Origin of the sequence: Streptomyces sudanensis, from assembly GCF_023614315.1 — a bacterium.
Lineage (GTDB): Bacteria > Actinomycetota > Actinomycetes > Streptomycetales > Streptomycetaceae > Streptomyces > Streptomyces sudanensis.
Map to the genome: position 1 here is coordinate 2,410,261 of NZ_CP095474.1, position 15,995 is coordinate 2,426,255.

Sequence of the window (15,995 nt, forward strand, 5' to 3'; positions counted from 1 at the left end):
CCGCCGGGCGCCCGCNCCCCGGGTGTGCGGCCGACGGGCGCGCCGCCGTACGCCCGGCCGACGGGCTCACAGCCGGTGGCGCACCCACACGTTCGGCTCGACGTACACGGCGTACCCGTGCGACGCCTCGCAGCGGACCGGCACCAGCGCGAACGGCACCTCCACCGGCCCGTCGGCGTCGAACGGCAGCCCGGTCCACTCCCGCCACCGCTCCACGGTCCCGCTGATCGTCATCGACGCCGCGGCGACCGAGTCGACCACCCCGCCCGCGCGGACGTGGACCCGCAGCCACGGGTCGTGCGGCAGCCCGTCCTCCGGCCGGGTGCGCAGCGCGTACTCGGCCATCGGCGTACGCGGCTCCAGGTGCTTGCCGTTGGGCCGCACCGGCGCCACGACCTCCCGGTACCCCATCTCCCCGGCTCGGTCGCGCATCGCGGCCAGCATCCGCGCCGACAGCCCCCGGCCCAGCACGTCCCGCGCGACGGATATCTCGATGGCGCTCACCGTGTCGGGCGTCCGGCCGGCCTGCCGGTCCTCCATCGCCCACAGCAGCACCTGGTCCCAGCCGCGCTCCGGCAGCACCCCGTCGCGCCCCTCGGCGCCGAGCGCGAACGGCACGCTGTACGACCGGGCCAGGACCCTCCCCTCGCCGTCCAGCGCCACGGACACGTACTCGGGCGCCTCGGCGACCATCCAGGCGTAACCCAGGTCCGACACGGGGTCCTGGGTCATGAACCTCGGCCACAGGCTGGGCATCTGCCACAGCGCGCCCACCAGGTCGGGCCGCTCGGCGAGACTGACGATCCTCATGTCCATCCCGGGAGGCTAGGCGCCCGCCTCCCCGCGCCGCCACGGATTTCCCGACCCGGCCCGTCCCCGCTCCGGCCCGGCCCCGGCCCCGGAACGGTGCGGGGGCGGGAGGGGCCCGGTGCGGGGCGGGATCAGGGCAGCGGCTCGCGCGGGCAGCCGTTCAGGACGCGCCGCATCGCGTCCCGCTCGGCGGCGGTGACCCACACCTCGTACTTCTTCTTCACCGCGACCTGCCGCGCCACGTACCGGCAGCGGAACGCCTGCGACGGCGGCAGCCAGGTCGCCGCGTCGCCGTCGCCCTTGCGGCGGTTGGCGGACGAGTCGACGGCGAGCAGGTTCAGCGGGTCGTTGGCGAAGCGCAGGCGCTTGGCCGCGTCCCACCGGTGGGCGCCCTTCTGCCAGGCGTCGGACAGGGCGACCACGTGGTCCACGTCGACCTTGCCGTCGCCCCGCCGGAACTCGATCCGCCGCCCCGTGTAGGGGTCCCGCTCGATGACGCCCCGCGCCACCTTGCACCGGTCGCCGTCCTTGTGGCGCACGTCGACGGCGTCCCGTGCGAGGACGTCCTCACGGGTGCCGCAGCCGTTGCCGTCCGTGTCGGCCCAGGGGCGGCCGAACTTCTCCCGCTCGTACCCCGTTTTGGGCGCCCGGCCCTTGACGGTGAGCGTGTCGACGGCGGCGAGCGCGGAACCGGCGGGCGCGTCGGTGCCGGTGCCCGCGCCCCCCTCCCCGTCCGCCGTGCACCCGGACAGGGCGAGGACGGCGGCCGCCAGCGCGGCGGCGAGGGGGCGGCGGGCGGCGCGGGCTGCGGTCGGCATGGTCGAGATCCTAGGGTCCCGCGCCGGTAATCGACCGGTGGTCGTCGTGTGACTTCTCCCGTCGACGCGCCGGTCCCTCGTCAGGGCCAAGAGCCGGAGCCTCGGCTCGGGTGGGGGTTTTCCTTGCGAGGGTGCCGAGGTCGCAGGGGTGAAGCGGCACCCGGCACGGGTCTGCGCGGTGGATGGTGAGACCGGTCGCTTCGGTGACGCACGTTCACGAGTTGATGGGCGACCCCACGTGTCACCACGGCCGTCACGGCCTCCGGTCGGTGAGGGCGAGGGCGCACCACGTCATCGTGCCGTCCTCGCTCACCCCCCAGGCCCGTGCGAGAGCGTCCACGAGGAACAACCCGCGACCACTCTCCTCCTCCTCACCGGCGGCCCGCAGCCGCGCCGGGACGGTACTGCCGTCGTGGACCTCGATGCGCAACTCCTCAGCACCGGCACTCACCCTGAGCCCGACCGCTCCGGTGCCGTGGCGGACCGCGTTGGTGACGAGTTCGGAGACGACCAGTACGGCGTCCTCGACCACCGGGGCAAGGGACCACTGGCGCAGGTAGATGGCGGTGATGTCACGCATCTGCCCGACACGGTGCTCAGCCGGAAGGAACAACACCTCGAACCGACGCCCGGCAGCTCCCACAGCGGCGGCGGCCTGGGGCGTCGGTTGCCCGGGCGCCCGGCTCGCGGTGTCGCGGTGGGCGACGGGCCGGCCATACGAGGCGGGCCCGGCCACCGATCCACCGGACCCGGAGGCCGACTCCTGTCGACGCTCCTGATCCGTATTCACCCGGTCCAAGCCGTTCGCCGCGGCATCGTGACGCATGCAGTCCTCGGATTCGTCGTGGTAGGTGCAGAACAGTCGATGGACCCGCCCTCTTCGCGGCTGGCGGCGACATCGACGCAAGGAGGCGGGCCTGGGGCCCGCGCCACCGATCTCCGTAAAGGGAGGCGCCCGGGAAGTGCACGCGGTGGGTCCGGCCATCACCTGGGCTCCCTCACCGGGGGGCGGCGAGAGCGGCATGTCCGAGCCGGTCCGCCGAAGGCGGTCACCGTCACGGACGAGGTGACCAGTCCCCCGTCACCGGTCGGGTCGACAGGGAGGCAAAGGGGCGTGCGGGGCTTGCACAACCAGTAAGGGCAAGGCTCCTTCTCCCGCCCTGGGCTGGGAGGACGAAGACACCCACCCCCCAACCCTCAGGACCGGGACGGTCTCCGACACACCCCACCCGACGGGACGAACCAGGCCGGTCAGCCGCCGACCGCCACGACCCGACCACCCGCCCCCATCCGTATTCGGCCCGGGCTCACCACGACGGCACCCGCACCGACCCGGACGGAAGCGACCGCCACCTCACAGCCCTCGGTACCGGACCGGACCGTGCCGCTCCCCGGCCGTCCGCCCCACCACGACTCGAACGCGGCACGGGGGATGCGCAGTGAGTTCGCGTCCGAGCAAAAGGTGATGGTCCGACGCATGTTGACCTCGACTTCGTCAGGGAGGAGAGACCAGTCCCACAACTCTCAGGACCCACATCGCAGTCGGCGAGGGACCGGCCTCAACCAGCCTGTACGCAGCCGGCGGCGGCACGCAACAGAATCCTCACTGAAAATTCAGCGAGGCCCTGAAGTGGAATATGCGGAGACGTGCGCACGGGCTGCGGGCCATGCACACGGGGTGTCACACTCTGCACAGCGCGGCGGACACACGCACTGCGGCAACGGGAGGATGCACAGGTGGCAGCAAGGCTTGGCGCTACCGGCCGGCGTCTGGAACTCGGCATCCAGCTCAGGCAACTACGCGAGAACTGCCCCCCGGTCGAGAAGGAACGAGCCAAGGGCATGACCCGGAAGGAGGCGGTCCGCGGGCTCAAGGACATCTCGGAAGCGACGTTGGCCCGCATCGAGAACGGCGAGATCAACTTCCGTCGCAACCTGGGCAACCTCCGCGCACTGCTGAAGCGGTACAGCGTCACCGACCCCGAGTTGGTCGATCAGCTCGTCGAACTGAACCGCGAGGCGCCGGGAGAGGACTGGCTGACTCAGTACGTCCGCTTCATGCCGACGGGCATGCCGCACTTCGTCGGACTCGAAGCGGAGGCCGTAACGATCACCGCCTACCATCCGACCCTGGTGTACGGCCTTCTCCAGACAGAGCGATACGCGAAGGCCCTGCTGGAGACGCATCGACCGGTCGAAGACACCACCGCGGAATCCGTCAAGCGCAATCTGGAAATCCGAATGCAGCGGAAGCACAGGGTTCTGCATCCCGAGAACCGCGCCCCCGCCAGATTGCGCATCATCCTGGGAGAGGCCGCCCTGCGCATCCCGTACGGCGACGAGGACGTCATGCGGGAGCAGTACAGGGAGATCATCCGCCTGACCCAGGAGGAGCACGTATCCGTGCAGGTCATGCCGTTTCGGCGCGGCTACCGCTCCACCAATGACTTCACGATCCTGAACCTGGGGTCTCTGCCGTCCCGAGTTCAGACCGACAACGCCTGGGGCGCCGTCTCGACGTCGGACAAGCCTCGGGAAGTGGACCGGTTCTCACGCCGGTTCGACGCGATGGTGGGCGTAGCCCTCGGGGTTGAGGAAACCATCGATTTCCTGGAACGACTAGCCGAAGGGTGAAAGGCATCAATACCATACGCGCGACTTCCGGGTCGGTTCCTGAAAGTGCATGGTTCAAGTCGTCCTACAGCGACGGTACGGGCAACAACTGCGTCGAGGTGGCGGACCTCGGCTCGGCCGGCCGAGTCGGCATCCGCGACTCCAAGGACAAGCGACGCGCGGGTCTGGCCGTGCCCGCCGACGCCTGGTCGTCGTTCGTCGGCATGCTGCGCGGCACCACCATCGAGCCGTAGCCCCCGCTGCGCGGCTCCGCTCGCGGGGTGTCCTCCTCGCTCGTACCGAGAGGGGCACCCCGCGTCCTCGTTCCACCTGGCCCACGCGGTGCGCACGTCACATGCCGCGGCGTCGCCCGGAGCCCGCAGGGGCGGGAACCCCCCGCCCCCGCCCGCCGTCACGAACCGAGGACCGCCGCTGCGCCCGACCGCCCGTCGCTACGACCCGAGGACCGTCGTCAGGAACTCGCCCGTCCACGCGAGCAGTTCGCGCCCCACGACCGGCTTGCCGCCGATCTTCCCCGTCGTCGGGCGGGGCACCAGGATCTGGCGGGCCGACGCCTTGACGACCGTGCGCGGGTACAGCCGGTTCAGGCGCAGTTCCTGCGACTCGCGCAGCTCCACCGGCGCGAAGCGGACGTTGCTGCCCTGGAGGACGATCTCGCCGACCCCGCAGGCGCGCGCCAGCATCCGCAGGCCCGCCACGAGGAGCAGGTTCTCGACCGGCTCGGGCAGCTTGCCGTACCGGTCGGTCAGCTCCTCCCGCACGGCCCTGATGTCCTCCTCCGAGGTGGCGGAGGCGATCGCCCGGTACGCCTGGAGGCGCAGCCGCTCGCCCGGCGCGTAGTCGTGCGGGACGTGCGCGTCGACCGGCAGCTCGATCTTGACCTCCAGCGGCGGCTCCTCCTCCGCGCCGCCCTCCAGGGACGCCCGGTAGTCCGCGACGGCCTCGCCGACCATCCGCACGTACAGGTCGAAGCCGACGCCCGCGATGTGGCCGGACTGCTCGCCGCCCAGCAGGTTGCCCGCGCCGCGGATCTCCAGGTCCTTCATGGCGACGTACATGCCGGCGCCCATCTCGGTGTGCTGGGCGATCGTCGCGAGGCGCTCGTGCGCGGTCTCGGTGAGCGGCTTCTCCGGCGGGTACAGGAAGTACGCGTACCCGCGTTCGCGGCCCCGGCCGACCCGGCCGCGCAACTGGTGGAGCTGCGACAGCCCGAAGTTGTCGCCGCGCTCCACGATCAGCGTGTTGGCGTTGGAGATGTCGATGCCGGACTCGACGATCGTCGTGGAGACCAGCACGTCGAACTTCTTCTCCCAGAAGTCCACGACGACCCGCTCCAGCGCCTGCTCCGACATCTGGCCGTGCGCCGTCGCGATCCGCGCCTCGGGCACGATCTCCCGCAGCCGGGCGGCGGCCCGGTCGATGGACTCCACCCGGTTGTGGATGTAGAACACCTGCCCCTCGCGGAGCAGTTCGCGGCGGATCGCGGCGCCGATCTGCTTCTCCTCATACGGGCCGACGAAGGTGAGGACCGGGTGCCGCTCCTCGGGCGGGGTGGTGATCGTCGACATCTCGCGGATGCCGGTGACGGCCATCTCCAGGGTGCGCGGGATGGGCGTCGCGGACATCGTCAGCACGTCGACGTTGGCGCGGAGCTTCTTCAGCTGCTCCTTGTGCTCGACGCCGAAGCGCTGCTCCTCGTCGACGATGACCAGGCCCAGGTCCTTGAACTTCGTCTCCGACGAGAACAGCCGGTGCGTGCCGATGACCACGTCGACGGAGCCGTCCCGCAGCCCCTCCAGCGTCGCCTTCGCCTCCGCGTCCGACTGGAACCGCGACAGGGCCCGCACCACGACGGGGAACTGCGCGTACCGCTCGGAGAACGTGCCGAAGTGCTGCTGCACCAGGAGCGTCGTCGGGACGAGCACGGCGACCTGCTTGCCGTCCTGCACCGCCTTGAACGCCGCCCGCACGGCGATCTCCGTCTTGCCGTAGCCGACGTCGCCGCAGACCAGCCGGTCCATCGGGACCGACTTCTCCATGTCCTCCTTCACCTCGGCGATGGTGGACATCTGGTCGGGCGTCTCCACGTACGGGAAGGCGTCCTCCAGCTCCCGCTGCCACGGCGTGTCCGGGCCGAAGGCGTGGCCGGGCGCCGCCATCCGCGCCGAGTACAACTTGATCAGGTCGGCGGCGATCTCCTTGACGGCCTTCTTCGCCCGCGCCTTGGTCTTGGTCCAGTCGGCGCCACCGAGCCGGTGCAGCGTGGGGGCCTCCCCGCCGACGTACTTGGTGACCTGCTCCAGCTGGTCGGTCGGGATGTACAGGCGGTCGCCGGGCTGGCCGCGCTTGGCGGGCGCGTACTCGACGAGCAGGTACTCGCGGGTGGCGCCCTGCACCGTGCGCTGCACCATCTCGATGTACCGGCCGACGCCGTGCTGCTCGTGGACGATGTAGTCGCCCGCCTCCAGGGTGAGCGGGTCGATCGTCTTGCGGCGGCGCGTCGGCATGCGGCGGCCGTCCTTGCCGGCGGCCTTCTGCCCCGACAGGTCGGTCTCCGTCAGCACGGCTAGCCGCAGGCCCTCGTCGACGAAGCCGTGCTCGATCGACCCGCACGTCACGTGCACCACGGACGGGGCGATCTCCGCCAGCTCCCCGGAGAGCCGGGCCGGTACTCCCTCGCCGCCCAGCACCTCGACCGTGCGGGCGGCCGGGCCGTGCGCCTCGGTCACGAAGACGGTGCGCCAGCCGTCCGCGAGCCAGCCCTTGGTGTCGGCCAGCGCGCGGGCCGTGTCGCCGCGGTACGCCTCCGGGGCGCGCATGCCCAGCTGGATCGTGTCGGCCTCCAGCTCGGCGTCGGGCGCGAACGGCGACACCGACCACCAGGGGACGCCCAGCTCGCGCGCCCGGTCCCGGACGTCCGCGACGGACCACAGGGACGCGGCGTCCAGGTCGATGGGCGCCTCTCCCCCGCCGGCCGTGGCCGCCCAGGACGCCTGGAGGAACTCCTGCGAGGTGGCGACCAGGTCGGCGGCCCGGGTGCGGACCCGCTCCGGGTCGCAGACCACGGCCATGGAGCCCTGCGGCAGCACGTCGAGCAGCAGCTCCATGTCGTCGACGAGGACCGGCGCAAGGGACTCCATGCCCTCGACGGCGATCCCCTCGGCGATCTTGCCGAGCAGTTCGCCCAGCTCCGGGTGGGCCTCGGCGAGCGCGGCGGCCCGCTCCCTGACCTGCTCGGTCAGCAGCAGCTCCCGGCAGGGCGGCGCCCACAGTCCGTGCTCGGCGACCTCCAGGGACCGCTGGTCGGCGACCTTGAAGTAGCGGATCTCCTCGACGTCGTCACCCCAGAACTCGACGCGCACGGGGTGCTCCTCGGTGGGCGGGAACACGTCGAGGATGCCGCCGCGCACGGCGAACTCGCCGCGCTTCTCCACCAGCTCCACCCGCTGGTACGCGGCGGCCGCCAGGCCCTCGACGACCGCGCCCAGGTCGGCGCTCCGCCCGGTCCGCAGACTGACCGGCTCCAGGTCGCCGAGCCCCTTGACCTGCGGCTGGAGCACGGAGCGGATCGGTGCGACGACCACCTGCACGGGGCCGGCCGCGGGATCGTCCGGCGACGGGTGCGCGAGGCGGCGCAGCACGGCGATGCGCCGCCCGACGGTGTCGCTGCGCGGGGACAGCCGCTCGTGCGGCAGGGTCTCCCAGGCCGGGTACTCCACGACGCGGTCGGGGTCGAGCAGGCTGCGCAGCGCGGCGGCCAGGTCCTCCGCCTCCCGGCCGGTGGCGGTCACCGCCAGCACGGGCCGGCCGGCGTCGCGGGCCAGCGCCGCCACCGCGAACGGCCGCGCCGCCGGGGGGCCGACCAGGTCGACGTGGGGTCGGTGCCCGTCGGCGGCCGCCTTGACGGCTTCGGCGAGGGCGGGGTCCTTGACGACGGCGTCGAGGAGACCGTGCAGGCTCATGGAGCTTTCCGTCCCTGGAATCGTGGGGGGTGGGCAACGCGAAAGACCCGACGCGAAGTACGGGCCGGGGTCCTCCCAGCCTACGCCCGCCCCCGGCCCNTNCGCCGGGAGCCGGGCCCGCCCCCGGCGGCGGGGGCGGGGGCGGCCCCTTCGTCCGCACGGCGCCCGGTACCCGGACGCGGGGCGTGAACGACGCGGGACTCTCCGGTACGACTCCGCCACCCCCGGAGCCGTACCGGAGAGGCATCCACGACGTGCCGGGAGGCCGCCCCGGGATCGGCTGCGCACGAACCGTCCTCAGGAAGGCAGGGCCTCTTCCCATTCCCACGTGTGCTTCCCGGCATGACCGTCGAACAGGCAGCAGCCTTCCCTCCCGGGCCGCGGGCCACCCACCGGGCAATCCCCCAGTTCGACCAATGCCGCCTCGTCGAATCCGACCCAGCGGAGCCACAGCGCGGTACCGCCCTCCAGATCGGCGAGCAGGCCGTGATGCTCACCGCCCCCGTGGACGGCCAGCTGGCATTGCACGGAGCTGTCCACGCATTCGGCAGCCGCCCGCTCCCGTGCCTCCTGCGCCAGACGGAGCGGCAGCCGCCGCCGCTGTGTGCACCGCATCACGACTCCACCGGAGGGCGGCTCGGAACCCGCGGATCGCCCGCCGTGCAGCGCGGGCACGCACACGGAGGGAACCCACCGGGATTCACGAGGAGCACCCGGTGCTCGTCCTCCCGTACCTCCGTCACCCGTCCCCATGTCCGTCCCGAGTCCCGCGAGACCCGGAGCGTCATGCGCACCGGCTTCTCAGGAACGCGCCTGCGCACCCGGGTGCCGTCGTTCGCCGTACGCACCGGCGGCTCATCACTTGCGGTCATGATCGAACTCCTCCGCACACTTTGCTCATTCGGGCGACAACAAGCAAAACGCGTGAAGTCGGAGACCTCCACGGCATCCGTGCGGCAGCCTTGACGCAGATGCGTGCACGGGCTCTGGCGGCACAACCGCCGGAAAGGGCGGCTCATGGGACTGGCGGAACGGCGCAGGGCGCTGGGCTACAGCCAGGAGAGGCTGGCGCAGGCGGTCGGCGTGGACCGGACGACGGTCGGCCGGTGGGAGAGCGGCAGGATCACTCCCCAGCCGGCCCAGCGACGCCGCCTGGCGACTACGCTCGACCTCAGCCTCCGAGAACTGGACGTCCTTCTGTCACCGCCGCGAGCAGGGCAGGGCGCTGCGGGACGCCAGGTCGACGCCGTACCGAGCGCGGGAGACCTCGACGAGATGATCCGCCGCGAATTCCTCCGTCTACTGACCCTCAGCGGTGCGCTGGCCGCCCTCTCCGACGACGAGGCACAAGCTCTCACCTCGGAATTCCTTCAAGCGGCGCCCTCCGACTTCACGCAGATGAACGCGCACCTCTGGCAGGTGTACCGACTGGCGCGCACGAAGGCGACCCTCCGCCCGGTGATCCGGGACCAGTTGGCAGCACTCGGCCGGGCCGCATCCGGGAGCCATCCGCGACCGCTCCTGCACGCGGCTGCGGACCTCCTGCAGTTGGCGGGCGAGGTGGCGTTCGACGCGAACCGTCACACCGAGGCCGCCGCGTCCTACGCGCTCGCGGCGTCGGCGGGCAAGGACACCCGGGCGTACGACCTGTGGGCCTGCGCTCTGGTACGGCATGCCTACGTCGACATGGCCGAGCACCGACACCGCCAAGCGGTACAGCTCCTCGATATGGCCCGAAAACTGGCCGAACGCGGGGACACCGCGCTTCCCACCCGCCACTGGGCGGCTTCCGTCCAAGCCCAGGCGTATGCCGGCCTCGGCGATCTCGCGGCGTGCGAGCGGGCGCTGGACCACGCGGAGCAGGTCCGGGAGCTTCCACCCGGCAGCGCCAACGGTGGCTGGCTCAGATTCGACGGTTCGCGACTCGCGGAGGAACGCGGGGCGCGTTACGTACGGCTGGGGCGGCTGGACCTGGCGGAGAAGGCGCTGGGCGAGGCGCTGCGGCAGGCGGCCCTGGCACCGGGGCGGTCCTTCCGCCGAAGGGGCGCCGTGCTCGCGGATCTGGCGGCCGTCGGTGTGCGGCGGGGCGATCCGGAGCAGGCCGTGGCGTACGGCGGGGAGGCCGTCGAACTGGCCGAAGCCTCGGCTTCCGGATACGTCGCACGTAGACTCCAGGAGCTGTGCCACGAGCTGGCTCCCCTGGGCCGGGACCCGCGCGTGGCGGAGCTGAAGGCGCGGATCGTCGCTTTGGACACGCCGTGACGAGAGGGTGGGCCATGTCGCAGACCGAGGGTGCACGACTCTTCCGGGAAGCCTGGATCGCCGGTGTGCGCCGGCACTTCCCCGGCGAGCCGAAGCCGGGGTACGTGACCCCGTGGGACGACACCCCGCAGTGGGAGCGGGAGGCCGCGGGCGCCGTGTACGCGCAGGTGCGCCAGTTCGTCGAGATCAGCGGCGGCACCACCGCGCGGCTTTCCCGGGAGCAGAAGGGCCGGTTCGTCGCGACGTGCTGGACCGCCCAGATGTACAGGCACTTCGAGGACCCGAAGCCCGGTTACGTGGCCGACTGGCCCGACCTGCCCACCTGGCAGCAGGAGACCGACGCGGACGTCTTCGAGGCGGTCGAGCGGTCGCTGGACTGACTCCCGGCCGACCGGGGTCCCGCCTGACCTCCTACGCCCCCGTGGGAGCCGGATGGCCAGAGGCTCCGGCCACGGCGGAACCCGGTCGTCCCCGGCGATCGGCGGGACGCGGTGGCGGTGGCGGTGCCGGTGGCGTGTCGGTATCGGTATCGGTGGTGGCGATGTCGGTACCGGAGGCGGCAGTACGGAACCGGGGCTGAGGCCCGCTCCTCGGTCAGCCGGTGAGCACCGTACGGGATCTCCCCGTCACAAGGGGCGACGCCCGTCCCGCCCGTATCCGGGACCCGGCAGCGCACACCGCCACGGCGGATGCGGGGACCACCCGTGGAGGGCCGCCACCACCGGTACCGGACGAAAAGCCCGGCCCCCGCCGGGCGCTCTCGCCCTGGCACCGATCCCGCCCGGCACGGGTTCCGCAACGCGCCGAGACCACCCCGCTGTTGGCTGCCGACCCCGCACGGGCTCTACGTTTCTGTGATAGGCAGATGACGGAACGCTACGGCGTCCGGCGACGACCAGGGGGCGGTCCATGGCATGGGACGAGTGGGAGCAGGCCAAGCGGGAGGCCGCGACGCGCATGCGACTCAACCAGGCGGCACCCGGCACGGGACCGTCCCCCGGTGCGGGCCCGGACCTCGTCGTCCACGACAAGGTCCTGGGCGCACTCGGCGACCTCGCCCGCGAACTCCGCGACCGCGCCGCCCGCGACGGTGACCACGCACGCACCGCCACCGCCGAGGCGGCCTCCGAACTGACGGCCGACGGGCTCGACCTGGGCGCCGCGATGCGGGCGGTGCACGACGCGTGGAGCACCAAGCTGAAGACCCTCAAGGACGCCTGCGCCCACATCTCCAACCACCTCGACTACTCGCGGTCGGTCCACGCCGAGGACGACCAGAAGATCGCGGCCAGCATGCCCGTGTCCCGCATCTGGGACGCCATCAAGTGACGGAACGGTGAGACGGATGGTCACCTGGCAGGAACTGCGGGACTTACGCCTCGGAAAGCTGGGCACGGCGGTCTCCCAGTGGGAGGAGATGGTCCGCAAGCTCACGTCCCTCGCCCAGGGGGGCGACGGCGGCGCCAACGCGGCCGACTTCGCCGCCAAGGCGGGATCCGCCGACTGGAAGGGCGACAACGCCACCGTCACCAAGGCGTTCACCCTCAAGACCGCCCAGCAGTTCACCGACATGCTCACCGAGGCCCGCAGCATCCACTCGGTCCTCCGCGACGCGCACGTGACCCTCGCCGCGAACCAGCGCGCGCTCGAAGACGTGGTGAGGCGCTGGCACTCTTTGAGCGTCGGTTGGGACGCCCAGGGGCGGGCGCGCAGGCTCATCACGCGAGTGTCCGCCGACAACTCGTCGGTCAGAGCGGAGGTCACCGACGAACAGCTCCGGACCGCAGAACGCGAACTCACCACCATCGTGGAAGCCGCGTCGGAGGCGGAGCGCATCGCCAGCCGTGCCCTGCTCCGCCACGCCAAGAGCACCCACGACTTCGACGAGACGGGTTACCGGGGTCTGAGGGACGCCGATCGCGTACAGGGCCTCCAGGATCTCAACGCCGCACTCCAACTCGCCGCCAAAGGACCGCAGATGACGGACGCGGAGCTGAGGCGGTTCAACACACTGATCGGGCAGCACCGCGACAATCCCGCGTTCGCCGAGAACCTCGCCGTGCGTCTGGGCGCCAAGGGCACACTGAAATTCTGGTACGAGCTGGCCGGCGGCCCCTCCCAGGGATTCGGCTCAAGCCCCGCCCGGGCGAAGCTCCTGGCCGACACACAGATGCATCTCAGCGCCACCCTCGCCACGGCCAGTCACGGGAGCTCCCCGGAAATGGCGACCTGGAAGAACGGGATCATCGCGGCGGGCGAAACCAGGATGGGCTTCCACGGCCCGTACGGTTTCCAGGTGGCCGGCGTGCTGATGCGCCACGGCACCTGGGACGCCCGCTTCCTCAACTCGTACGGCACCAAGCTGATCGAGTTCGAACGCTCACGGCCCGGGAACAGCGACCTCAAGAGCCTCTGGCAACTCGACGGGGCCCGGACCCTGGACTACTCGGACAATGCGTCCAAGATGCGCAGCGACCCGATGCAGGGACTGCTCCAGGCCCTCTCCCAGAACCCGAAGGCGTCGCTCGAATTCTTCGAGGGCGAAACGGAAGACGGCTGGGGTCACTGGGAATACCTGGTGGACAAGTCGTCCGACATAGCGCGAGCCTGGCCGACCGACATGCCCGGCAAGACACCCGGTTTCACCTATCTGGGCCACGCCCTGGAAGCAGCGACTCTCGGCCACCCGTACGGCGCACTGGATCCTCAGGCCCCGGAGGTCGGAACAGCCCAGCAGGTCAAGGAGCGGGAAGCACGCCTCGATCTGATGGACAGGGTCGTCGAGTACTACGCGTCCTCGAAGGCGATCGACGAGCAGAACGGCATCCGCCCGAGCCTCGCCCGCATGGCAGCGGGCCACATCGACAGCCTGAACTACTCCGTCAACAATTTCGGCGACAGCGGTCAAGCCGCGGGGCGGGACCAGTTGTACGCGAAAGAGCAGCACCACCTGCAGGACTTCGGTCGCAGTGAAAGCGGTACATTCCTTCGCGCTCTGGCGTCGGATTCCGAAGCGTACGGGACGGTGTCGGCAGCGCAACAGATTTATGGCACCAGCCTGATGGCCGCTCACGGAGACTCGGCGGTGAGCGCCCGGGAGGCCGGCCTGAAGAGCATGTACATGCACGGCCTGCTGGACGAAGCTCGATTCGAGGCGATCGGCAAGGAATTCGCCGACGACGCCGCCAAGCGAAATCTCGAACTCCAGAAGCAGGCCGCGTGGCGTGAGTACGCCACCTCGGCGGTGGTCGGAGCGGGAGTCGGGGTGGGAGCAGCACTCGTCACAGGAACTGGTGTGGGCGCCCTCCTCATTCCGATCGCCATCGAAACCGTGGGCGGCGCCGTGGAGACACACAGCCAGACACAAATGATGGACTGGCTCGAAGCCAACAAGTACGACAACAGCGCTGAAGCCGTTAAGAATCTGGATGCCGCCCGCCAGCAGGGTGAAAGCAGGGCTGTAGCGCCTCTACTGAACTGGGCAAAAGCACAGGGGATGACCCCATCGGAAATTTCGGATCTCATGCAAGATGCGGAAGTGAGATACATCAGCGGCCAGGACTTGCCCGACACTGACGACAGGCGGGGGCACTAAAATGCGTAAGGTCGTAGCAACTTTGGCAGTGCTGGCCGTTGGCGCCGGGGGGTGCAGCCAGAGCAAGGAACCCGGGGAACAGAAACCAACCACTGACACGCATAAAGCGTGCACAGAACTTCTAGGCGGTGACGCCCTCAAGTGGCTCCAACGTCGAATTACTCCCGGAGAAATTCGAACAGACGCAGAAAAGACTGTCGAAGAAGCCAGGGAACTCTTCCACCGACAGCTTCGCGCCTGGAGACCCGACCCCGACTCCCCCTACTCTTACTTCAAATTCACACCGTCTAGGATGTGCATCGCCAGGGGTCCGGACATCGGGTATTACAGCCTTCACTACTCCAGATCCTTCGGTCCGATCAGCGCGATTAAGTCCGAAGATGAGAGCGACAGGACCCTAGTGAACCCAGATATCGTGCTTGCCTCGCAGACACCGCCCGAAGCGTCGGGCCCACCCTCCTACCGCATCGACATCTCCTGCCAGATTCCCGGTGCCGCACCTGAGCAGAAAGATCAGGTTCTTGTCTCCGGATGGGTGATAGACGACCTCACCGGTCAGCGGAACACGCGCATGTCTTACACCCACCTGCTGCACTCCGCGCGCGTGATGGTCAAGGCGCTCGGGTGCACCAACAAGCCCGTCGTGCCCGCGCAGCCGCCCGCGTCGGTGAAGTGAGGCGCCTCCCGCTGTAGGGGCCAGCGGTCCGCCTCCCGGCAGGGGCAGGGCCCCGACACACCGTGGTGCCGGGGCCCTGCCGGGGTTCCGGGTGCTACAGCAGGCCGTCCCACATCTGTTCCAGGAGGACCGACCACCAGTTCTCCGGGGACGCCAGGGCCGCCGGGTCCAGCATCGCGAGCTGGGCCTGGAAGTCGACCGTCCAGCGGCCCGCCTGTTCCGGCGTCAGGCCGAAGCGCAGGCGCCACATGCGGCCCAGCAGGGCCAGGCAGCGGGTGAACTCCGGCAGGCCCGTGTTCACGAACTGCGGGGCCACCGGCCGCCCGCCCGGACCGGCCTCGACCGGTACCGCCACGATGTGCGCCGTGCCGTACTGGACGCACACCGCCCGGCCGAAGTCCGACCCGAGCACCAGGTACGAAGCCGCGTCCGACGCCGGCTGCACCTGGCGCTGCACGGCCAGTTCCGCCAGCGTCGGGACGACCGGATGCGCCGGCTGCGCCCAGAAGAACGGCCCGAAGTCCGCCGGCAGGCCCGCCCAGACGAGGGTGCGCGCCACCAGTTCCGGTACGCCCTGCCGGGACACGGCCCGCTGGTCGAACCGGCAGATGCCGTGCGGCCCGAACGCGCCCATCAGCTCCTGCGCGACGCCCTCCGGCGGGATCGGCGGGGCCGGCGGCACCTGCGGCAGCGGGGCGCGCACCGGCGCGGGGCGCGCGGGGCCGTCCGCCACCTGGTGCAGTTCGCCCTGGTGGGCGATGAGCTGCCGCATGCCCTGCTGGCGGCTCGCGTGGTCACGTCCGTACGGGGCGATCGACGTGATCCGCGCCTGCGGCCAGGTCTCCCGGATCATGCGGGCGCAGTAGCCGCCGGGCAGCTCGCAGGACGCGAGTTCCGTGTGCAGTTCCAGCACCTGCTGCGGCGGCACGTTCATGGCGCGCAGCTCGTGCAGGATCTGCCACTCCGGGTGGGGCGTGCCCGGCGCGGAGCGACGGATGATCTGCGCCTCCGAGCCGTCCGGCGCCCGGTAGCGCAGGACGACCTGGTAGCCGGGGCCGACCGTGGGCAGGCCGGTGGGCTGCTGGGGGTACCCGTACGCGGGCACACCGGGCGGCGGCATCGCACCGGGCGGCGGTACGGCCCCGGGCACACCGGGCGGCGGTACGGCTCCGGGCGGACCGGGCATGGCGGGTGCGCCGGGCGGGCCGGGCGGCGCCGGGGGGCCGCCCGGNCCCGGG

12 protein-coding genes are annotated in these 15,995 nt (G+C 71.0%); 6 read left to right on the forward strand and 6 right to left on the reverse strand.

What is annotated here, in order from left to right:
• Positions 1-66: 66 nt before the first annotated feature.
• From MW084_RS11125 to MW084_RS11135, 3 genes are all read right to left on the reverse strand, one after another.
• Positions 67-816 (reverse strand): hypothetical protein, encoded by a 750-nt coding sequence (locus tag MW084_RS11125; protein WP_010473508.1) that lies wholly within the window; start codon positions 814-816, stop codon positions 67-69.
• Positions 817-941: 125 nt separating this feature from the next.
• Positions 942-1,628 (reverse strand): HNH endonuclease family protein, encoded by a 687-nt coding sequence (locus MW084_RS11130; protein WP_010473511.1) that lies wholly within the window; start codon positions 1,626-1,628, stop codon positions 942-944.
• 253 nt (positions 1,629-1,881) lie between these two features.
• Complete coding sequence (locus tag MW084_RS11135) at positions 1,882-2,271, reverse strand: ATP-binding protein (RefSeq protein WP_050986831.1); 390 nt, start codon at positions 2,269-2,271, stop codon at positions 1,882-1,884.
• 1,094 nt (positions 2,272-3,365) lie between these two features.
• Between MW084_RS11135 and MW084_RS11140 the strand changes: the two genes are divergently transcribed.
• Positions 3,366-4,262 (forward strand): helix-turn-helix domain-containing protein, encoded by an 897-nt coding sequence (locus MW084_RS11140; protein ID WP_029553720.1) that lies wholly within the window; start codon positions 3,366-3,368, stop codon positions 4,260-4,262.
• On the forward strand, positions 4,259-4,495 hold the full coding sequence (locus MW084_RS11145; protein WP_275563572.1) for a DUF397 domain-containing protein: 237 nt from the start codon (positions 4,259-4,261) through the stop codon (positions 4,493-4,495). Before MW084_RS11140 ends, MW084_RS11145 begins: the two co-directional genes overlap by 4 nt.
• Positions 4,496-4,693: 198 nt before the next feature.
• Here MW084_RS11145 and mfd read toward each other — a convergent pair whose 3' ends face one another.
• Both mfd and MW084_RS11155 read right to left on the reverse strand, forming a co-directional pair.
• Positions 4,694-8,224, reverse strand: a complete 3,531-nt coding sequence (mfd, locus tag MW084_RS11150) for a transcription-repair coupling factor (protein WP_010473515.1) — start codon at positions 8,222-8,224, stop codon at positions 4,694-4,696.
• 297 nt (positions 8,225-8,521) lie between these two features.
• Positions 8,522-8,764, reverse strand: coding sequence for a hypothetical protein (locus tag MW084_RS11155; RefSeq protein ID WP_308403923.1), 243 nt, complete (start codon positions 8,762-8,764; stop codon positions 8,522-8,524).
• A gap of 477 nt (positions 8,765-9,241) precedes the next feature.
• Here MW084_RS11155 and MW084_RS11160 point away from each other — a divergent pair, with 477 nt between their 5' ends.
• The 4 genes from MW084_RS11160 to MW084_RS11175 all read left to right on the forward strand — a co-directional run bounded on the left by MW084_RS11160 (position 9,242) and on the right by MW084_RS11175 (position 14,081).
• Complete coding sequence (locus MW084_RS11160) at positions 9,242-10,486, forward strand: helix-turn-helix domain-containing protein (RefSeq protein WP_010473517.1); 1,245 nt, start codon at positions 9,242-9,244, stop codon at positions 10,484-10,486.
• A gap of 14 nt (positions 10,487-10,500) precedes the next feature.
• Complete coding sequence (locus MW084_RS11165) at positions 10,501-10,866, forward strand: hypothetical protein (RefSeq protein WP_010473519.1); 366 nt, start codon at positions 10,501-10,503, stop codon at positions 10,864-10,866.
• 529 nt (positions 10,867-11,395) lie between these two features.
• Positions 11,396-11,815 carry a hypothetical protein gene (locus MW084_RS11170; protein ID WP_010473522.1) on the forward strand — a complete coding sequence of 140 codons (420 nt, stop codon included), beginning with the start codon at positions 11,396-11,398 and terminating at the stop codon, positions 11,813-11,815.
• A gap of 16 nt (positions 11,816-11,831) precedes the next feature.
• On the forward strand, positions 11,832-14,081 hold the full coding sequence (locus MW084_RS11175) for a DUF6571 family protein (protein WP_010473524.1): 2,250 nt from the start codon (positions 11,832-11,834) through the stop codon (positions 14,079-14,081).
• 770 nt (positions 14,082-14,851) lie between these two features.
• On the opposite strand, the gene MW084_RS11180 is transcribed toward MW084_RS11175, so the two are convergent.
• Positions 14,852-15,988 (reverse strand): SUKH-4 family immunity protein (locus tag MW084_RS11180; RefSeq protein WP_275563573.1); only part of this gene is annotated, 1,137 nt, incomplete at its 5' end.
• Positions 15,989-15,995: the final 7 nt, after the last annotated feature.

Excerpts from the sequence above, each read along its gene's own strand:
- MW084_RS11125 (WP_010473508.1), bottom strand. The coding sequence starts at position 816 with ATGGACATGAGGATCGTCAGTCTCGCCGAGCGGCCCGACCTGGTGGGC.
- MW084_RS11130 (WP_010473511.1), bottom strand. The coding sequence starts at position 1,628 with ATGCCGACCGCAGCCCGCGCCGCCCGCCGCCCCCTCGCCGCCGCGCTG.
- mfd (WP_010473515.1), bottom strand. The coding sequence starts at position 8,224 with ATGAGCCTGCACGGTCTCCTCGACGCCGTCGTCAAGGACCCCGCCCTC.
- MW084_RS11160 (WP_010473517.1), top strand. The coding sequence starts at position 9,242 with ATGGGACTGGCGGAACGGCGCAGGGCGCTGGGCTACAGCCAGGAGAGG.
- MW084_RS11165 (WP_010473519.1), top strand. The coding sequence starts at position 10,501 with ATGTCGCAGACCGAGGGTGCACGACTCTTCCGGGAAGCCTGGATCGCC.
- MW084_RS11170 (WP_010473522.1), top strand. The coding sequence starts at position 11,396 with ATGGCATGGGACGAGTGGGAGCAGGCCAAGCGGGAGGCCGCGACGCGC.
- MW084_RS11175 (WP_010473524.1), top strand. The coding sequence starts at position 11,832 with ATGGTCACCTGGCAGGAACTGCGGGACTTACGCCTCGGAAAGCTGGGC.